This window comes from Gordonia gummivorans (assembly GCF_022513585.1).
Taxonomy (GTDB): domain Bacteria; phylum Actinomycetota; class Actinomycetes; order Mycobacteriales; family Mycobacteriaceae; genus Gordonia.
Genome location: NZ_JAKWBF010000089.1, coordinates 1 through 685, shown reverse-complemented (window position 1 = coordinate 685; position 685 = coordinate 1). Strand labels below are relative to the sequence as shown.

1 protein-coding gene is annotated in these 685 nt (G+C 63.6%); it reads left to right on the top strand.

The features are described from left to right. Positions 1–220: 220 nt before the first annotated feature. A partial coding sequence (locus MKW15_RS24220; protein ID WP_240862952.1) for a transposase family protein occupies positions 221–685 on the top strand: 465 nt, incomplete at its 3' end.

The window sequence follows — 685 nt, the reverse complement described above, 5'->3', positions numbered from 1 at the left end:
CCTGACTTTTATCACCGAATCGGACATTAGTGGTCGGGATCGCGCTGACCTGGGTTGATGGGTTGGTGTGGGCTGGGATTTGCGCACTAATTCGGCTCTTCGAAGTTGAGCGGGCGTTGCCTGGTCAGAGCCTCGGCGTGTCGATGATGTGAAACGCCCCTGGTCTCCGGAAATCTGGATGTTGCGAAGCATCAGATTCTCGTGAAGGAGTACCAGGGGCATGGTCGAGCCTACGTCGTTGTTGTTGGGGTTGGAAGGACTGGAAGTCAGGGCGGTCGCCGTGGCCGCGGACCGCGCTCGTGTGGTGGATGTGGTGACCGTCGATCCGGGGGCGGCCAAGTGCCCGGAATGCAGGGTCGCCTCGAGATCGGTGAAGGGCCACGCGGTCACCCGGCCACGTGACATCCCCTACGGAGATGATCCAATTCAGTTGCGGTGGAACAAGACCCGCTACTACTGTCGCAATCAGGCGTGTGGGCGGCGTTCGTTCACCGAATCGGTCCCCGAGGTCCCGCCTCGGCGGCGCACCACCACCCGGTTGCGGACGCAGATCGGTCGCAGTATCGGGGAGGCGGCGCGTTCGGTGGTCGAGGTCGCCGCAGGTGCGGGTGTGTCGTGGCCGACAGCGCACACTGCCTTCGTCGAACACGCCAAGCGGGTGCTCAAAGACCCCGCACCGGTGCGG